The sequence below is a fragment of the Serratia sp. T13T92 genome, assembly GCF_047530105.1.
In the GTDB taxonomy this organism is placed as follows: Bacteria; Pseudomonadota; Gammaproteobacteria; order Enterobacterales; family Enterobacteriaceae; genus Chania; species Chania fonticola.
In genome coordinates this window covers 1-5728 of record NZ_JBLJAK010000085.1, presented here as the reverse complement: position 1 = coordinate 5728, position 5728 = coordinate 1, and the positions used below count along the sequence as shown (strand labels likewise).

The following is a 5728-nucleotide window of genomic DNA, read 5'->3' as shown; positions in this document are numbered from 1 at the left end:
CCATCTGAGCAGCACCGGTGATCATGTTTTTCACGTAGTCGGCGTGCCCTGGGCAGTCAACGTGCGCGTAGTGACGAGTCGGGGTGTCATATTCAACGTGAGAAGTGTTGATGGTGATACCACGAGCCTTCTCTTCTGGCGCGTTATCGATCTGGTCAAAAGCACGTGCAGAACCACCGTAGGTTTTAGCCAGAACGGTAGTGATTGCAGCAGTCAGGGTAGTTTTGCCGTGGTCAACGTGGCCGATAGTACCGACGTTAACGTGCGGTTTTGAACGTTCAAATTTTTCTTTAGACATCGATTGTCCCTCTAAGACACGGATAAATCGGTGGTATCACCACATCAACCAAGCATTTGCTTGTTGAATTCAGGAAACAGAAAGAAAATCAGGGGGCGAGAAATTAAGAAGTGGTGCTGATAGGCAGATTCGAACTGCCGACCTCACCCTTACCAAGGGTGCGCTCTACCAACTGAGCTATATCAGCACATCTTGGAGCGGGCAGTGGGAATCGAACCCACATCATCAGCTTGGAAGGCTGAGGTAATAGCCATTATACGATGCCCGCATCCTGGAACTCGGCTACCTGACTTTTCTGTAGACTTTAAAGGTGGAGAGAAGGATTGTTCGTCGCTTAACTCTTCACCCTTCGTGCCAGCAACTTCCGTTACGCGGCGCGAACTGTTTGAAGGCATTGTCTCACTTTGTGAGACTTGAACCTTGTTATAAGGTTCTTACCTTCCCCGAACGATGCTCATCTTAATGATTCCGCTCGGTGTGACCCAGTGCCTCGGGTCTAAAATGGTGGTGGGGGAAGGATTCGAACCTTCGAAGTCTGTGACGGCAGATTTACAGTCTGCTCCCTTTGGCCGCTCGGGAACCCCACCAGATTTTAACTACTTTATACTTGAATGGTGCCGGCTACCGGAATCGAACTGGTGACCTACTGATTACAAGTCAGTTGCTCTACCTACTGAGCTAAGCCGGCATCAAGTGCAGCGCATTCTAGGTAGAGCTGACGGGCTATGCAACAAAAAAATTGCGATCTAAGCCCTATCGCTCATAAATCAGCCGATTTCTGCATCCGGCTCGCAATTTTTTACCGTTGAGGCGCAAAATTTCATCAATTATGGGCATTAATCTAAACTATTTTAGACCTACCCTGCTGAGGCTTTCCCTGCACTTTTCCGTATCGCTCAATCAAAGATAGCCTATCGGTTGAAAGCCGCGATCGGGATGGTGCGCAACAAAGAGGACGGTGCTCTCTGATGGTGCTTATATACCGCTTTCGTCCCTGGACTGGCTGCACCCGCACAGGTTAGCCGCATTGGCGCGCTTATTGCTTATCATCATTATCCCTAATAGCCAGGAGGTATGACCGATGAAAATTGTCCTGATCAATGCGGCAACGCTTCCCATTTACCGCGCCGAGCTGGCGCAGTTGCTCACCGATGCGGTCACTCACGGGGCTTCAGTAGGTTACGACACGCAAATTCCCCACGAAGATGCCGAGAGCTACTTCCATAGCCTACGCCCTGCTTTGGCCAAAGGAGAGTTGTTATTGTGGATTGCCAGAGACGAAAGCGGCGTCATTGGCACAGTCCAACTCGCCCTGTGTCAAAAGCCGAACGGCCGCAACCGGGCCGAAGTACAAAAACTGCTGGTGCACAGCCGCGCCCGCCGCAATGGCGTTGGGCAGGCGTTGATGAAATCGCTAGAAAAAATGGCGCTTGAGATCCGCCGTGGCCTGCTTTATCTGGACACTCAGGCCGGTTCTGCAGCCGAAGGGCTGTATCGCTCGTTGGGCTATCGTTGCCTCGGGGAGATACCCGATTACGCCGCGGCTCCCGACGGGTATTACCATCCTACGGCGATTTACTACAAGCGGCTGTTTGCCGTTCAGCAACCCTCTCGCGCCGCCGCCAACTGACCTGAAAACGGTATCATTGCCCAGTGATACCGCATTGCAACAGGCCCTTTCTCAATTGCGTGCCTGTTCGCACTATTGGTAAAAACTGCCACTAATCGACCACAATTGCGAAAAAAGTCTACGCCTAAAAGCCAGCTGTCTATAATATGCAGTTTGATTATTATCTGGAGTTGGCGTCCAGCGCCTTTCCCAACCTGCGTTAACAGGCAGAATTTGGCTTATGATAAAAAGAGATCAATCTTTAGCGACGCCTTACCTTCAGTTCGATCGCAGCCAGTGGGCCGCGTTACGGGATTCGGTGCCGCTGACGCTGTCAGAAGAAGAGATTGTTAAACTCAAAGGGATTAACGAAGATCTCTCCTTGGAAGAAGTCGCACAGATCTACTTGCCGCTCTCACGGTTGCTGAACTTCTATATCAGTTCTAACCTGCGTCGCCAGGCAGTTCTGGAGCAATTCCTTGGCACTGATGGTCAACGCATTCCTTATGTGATCGGCATTGCTGGCAGCGTAGCCGTGGGTAAAAGTACCACAGCGCGTTTATTGCAGGCGTTGTTGAGCCGCTGGCCTGAACATCGTAGCGTGGAGCTGATCACCACAGACGGCTTTCTGCACCCGAACAAGGTGCTGAACGAGCGCGGCCTGATGAAGAAAAAAGGATTCCCGCAATCCTACGATATGCATAGCCTGGTGAAATTCGTTTCGGAAGTTAAATCCGGTGCCAAACGTGTTACTGCGCCGGTATACTCTCACCTTATCTATGACGTCGTGCCTGAAGGCAATAAAGTTATCGAACAGCCTGATATTCTGATCCTGGAAGGATTGAATGTTTTGCAAAGCGGTATGGACTATCCACACGATCCTCACCGGGTATTTGTTTCCGACTTTGTTGATTTCTCAATCTATGTTGATGCCCCTGGCGATCTATTGCAAAGCTGGTATATCAACCGCTTCCTGAAATTCCGTCAGGGTGCGTTCTCTAACCCAGACTCCTATTTCCATAGCTATGCGCAGTTGCCGGAAACGGAGGCGATCAACATCGCCACTCAGCTGTGGAATGAGATTAATGGATTGAATTTACAGCAGAATATCTTACCGACTCGCGAAAGAGCCAGCTTGATTATGACTAAGAGTGCCAATCACGCTGTGGAAAGTGTACGGTTACGGAAATAATCGATAGCGTAAGAGAGGCCAATGGCCTCTCTTATTTTAGCTTATTCAGCACTCCGCAAAGATATCTCACCACCAATAAAGGGTTTTATTACCCCTTCCTGCTCAAGCAGCAATGCACCTTGCTGATCAATACCGCGGGCAATACCGAAAATCTGTTGTTCACCAATTAATAGCTTAACCGGGCGATCGATAAAGTTATCTAATTTACGCCAACGTGAAATAAAGGGAGCTAACCCGTCTATTTCAAATTGCCGTAATGAATTGCGTAGCTCATTAAGCAATTTGGCGGCCAATTCATTACGATCGATAGTGATCCCGGCTTCCTGTAGGTTGATCCAGCGCTGATCAATCTGACTGGCGTTGGTTTCGCGCATCGCCATGTTGATACCCGCTCCGAGCACCAACTGGGCTGCATCCCCGGTTTTACCAGTCAGCTCAACCAGAATACCGGCCAACTTGCGATCGTTAAGGTATAAATCATTTGGCCACTTCACACGGACCTGTTCTGCACCGAGACGCTGCAACACTTCTGCCATCACAATGCCAATAACCAGGCTTAACCCCATCGCGGCCGCAGGCCCTTGTTCAAGACGCCAGAACATGGATAAATATAGGTTAGCTCCGAAGGGTGAAATCCACTGACGCCCACGCCGCCCACGTCCTGCCTGCTGATACTCGGCTATACAGGCATCACCGGAAGTCAGTTCTGCAAGCCTGTCCAACAGATACTGGTTGGTTGAATCAACCACGGGCAACACCGTGACACGCTTGTCTTCCAGTAAGCCAAGAATACGCTCAGCGTCCAGCAAGTTGATCACCGCAGGTAGGCTATAGCCTTTCCCCGGAACCGTGAACACATCCAAACCCCACTCCCGGATGGTCTGAATATGCTTGTTAATCGCTGCGCGGCTCATTCCCAATGACTCACCCAAATGTTCGCCAGAGTGGAACTCGCCGTCCGCCAGTAGGGAGATGATCTTCAGTGGAACTGTGGTGTCTCTCATGAAATGACCTCTACGGCATCCTGCTCACCAGTGGCCCCCATAAAACGTACCTCCGGTTCTAACCAGACATCGAATTTCTGCGCTACCGTATTGCGCACGTGCCTGGCCAGTGCCACCACATCCTGGCTGCTGGCATTATCGACATTTACCAATACCAAGGCCTGCTGACGGTGCACCGCTGCGCCACCGATCTGATGCCCCTTGAGTGAACACTGATCGATCAGCCAACCGGCAGCCAACTTTTCTTGCCCGTCCGGCTGCGGATAATGTGGCATTGCAGGATACTGGGCTAATAACGTTTTAGCGGCTTCCCCGCTCACCAGCGGGTTTTTAAAGAAGCTACCTGCATTACCGGTAATACGTGGATCTGGCAGCTTGCTGCGCCGCATGGCGCATACCGCGTCAAATACCTGCTGCGGCGTTACCGTCTTGGGATCCAGCTTGGTAAGGTCGCCGTAGTTCAGCAACGGGCTCCACTGTTTGCTAAGCCGTAAACCAACGCCCACAATCACGAAGCCTTGCTTAAGTTCATGCTTAAAAACGCTTTCCCGGTAACCAAATTGGCAGCGTTCAGGATCCATGCGATCGATTTCACCCGTAGTCAGGTTCAGCAGATCGACATACTCACAGACCTGTTTGAGCTCAATACCGTACGCCCCGATATTCTGGATCGGAGCCGAACCGACCAACCCCGGGATCAATGCCAGATTTTCCAGCCCGGGGATGCCACGCTCGAGCATCTGGCTAACCAGATGGTGCCAATTCTCCCCGGCGCTAACATGCAGATGCCAGGCGTCCTGCTCTTCCCTGACGGTGATACCTTTTAACTGGTTAATCATGACCGTACCGGCAAAATCCTCCAGGAACAGGACGTTGCTCCCTTCACCGAGTACCAGCAGTGGCTCTTGGCGCTTTTGCGCTTGCTGCCAGGCTTTAATCATCATTTCAATTTCTTCAGCAATGACTAAATGCGCTGCGTTGACCGGGAGCGCAAAAGTATTGTGATTTTTTAAAGACGCGCTTTCAGTAGACATGATTTAAATACTCTGACGGAACAAATTATCATCTAGTCTACTCGATCCACCGCGCATGGCTATTATTTGTTTTTATTCACTTGTAATTTCTTGTTAGCTAATAACCGCTGACTTCATCGGACATTAAAAATATCCTTGTAAATCATAATAATATGATAATTCCATTATCTCGATTCAAGCACAAGTCTGAGTTATATAAAGGCTATAGGCATTAATGATATGTATGAATTAGCCAGGCGGGTGTGGAACTAAAAATTTCATGAATATTTCCAGGTGGGAACCCGGTTATATTTAATCATTTACCAATGCGGAGATAATTCGGGATAGCCGAGTAATGACCCCTCACCCTCTCCCATAGGGAGAGGGAACCGATCGAGTCCGCTGATATTCCTGCGCAATACCCCATCTTTCTTCTTGCTCCCAACGTTCTGAAGCAGTACAGGCTAATCAAAGGTTCCGACTTGCCGAAGCCGCACAGGCTCACCCACGATGCCGGACAGCTCCCTCTCCCTCACACGGGGGTTCAGGATGTTCTCGGTGGGTACTCTGGGAGAGGGCTGGGGTGAGGGGTTTTCACTGTTATTTCCTGTT

5 protein-coding genes, 4 tRNA genes and 1 other RNA gene are annotated in these 5728 nt (G+C 50.3%); 2 read left to right on the top strand and 8 right to left on the bottom strand.

Annotation, left to right across the window (positions count from 1 at the left end; translation table 11 throughout):
- The 6 genes from ACMV5I_RS28920 to ACMV5I_RS28895 all read right to left on the bottom strand — a co-directional run.
- A partial coding sequence (locus ACMV5I_RS28920; RefSeq protein WP_233169678.1) for a GTP-binding protein occupies nucleotides 1-298 on the bottom strand: 298 nt, incomplete at its 3' end.
- A 111-nt stretch (nucleotides 299-409) separates the two neighbouring features.
- A tRNA-Thr gene (locus tag ACMV5I_RS28915) sits at nucleotides 410-485 on the bottom strand.
- A gap of 6 nt (nucleotides 486-491) precedes the next feature.
- A tRNA-Gly gene (locus tag ACMV5I_RS28910) sits at nucleotides 492-566 on the bottom strand.
- Nucleotides 567-606: 40 nt separating this feature from the next.
- Nucleotides 607-756: non-coding RNA, RtT sRNA (locus ACMV5I_RS28905), on the bottom strand.
- Nucleotides 757-800: 44 nt separating this feature from the next.
- Nucleotides 801-885: transfer RNA gene (locus ACMV5I_RS28900), tRNA-Tyr, on the bottom strand.
- A 25-nt stretch (nucleotides 886-910) separates the two neighbouring features.
- Nucleotides 911-986: transfer RNA gene (locus ACMV5I_RS28895), tRNA-Thr, on the bottom strand.
- A gap of 393 nt (nucleotides 987-1379) precedes the next feature.
- On the opposite strand from ACMV5I_RS28895, the gene ACMV5I_RS28890 reads away from it, so the two are divergent.
- The gene (locus ACMV5I_RS28890; protein WP_260516088.1) at nucleotides 1380-1928 is read left to right on the top strand and encodes a GNAT family N-acetyltransferase; all 549 of its coding nucleotides are present in this window, start codon (nucleotides 1380-1382) and stop codon (nucleotides 1926-1928) included.
- Between the two features lie 220 nt (nucleotides 1929-2148).
- Complete coding sequence (gene coaA, locus ACMV5I_RS28885; RefSeq protein ID WP_021808140.1) at nucleotides 2149-3099, top strand: type I pantothenate kinase; 951 nt, start codon at nucleotides 2149-2151, stop codon at nucleotides 3097-3099.
- A gap of 41 nt (nucleotides 3100-3140) precedes the next feature.
- On the opposite strand, the gene birA is transcribed toward coaA, so the two are convergent.
- Together birA and murB are read right to left on the bottom strand one after the other, a co-directional pair.
- Nucleotides 3141-4103 carry a bifunctional biotin--[acetyl-CoA-carboxylase] ligase/biotin operon repressor BirA gene (birA, locus tag ACMV5I_RS28880; RefSeq protein ID WP_121608046.1) on the bottom strand — a complete coding sequence of 321 codons (963 nt, stop codon included), beginning with the start codon at nucleotides 4101-4103 and terminating at the stop codon, nucleotides 3141-3143.
- Nucleotides 4100-5137 (bottom strand): UDP-N-acetylmuramate dehydrogenase, encoded by a 1038-nt coding sequence (gene murB, locus ACMV5I_RS28875; RefSeq protein WP_202673389.1) that lies wholly within the window; start codon nucleotides 5135-5137, stop codon nucleotides 4100-4102. Before murB ends, birA begins: the two co-directional genes overlap by 4 nt.
- Between the last annotated feature and the right edge of the window lie 591 nt (nucleotides 5138-5728).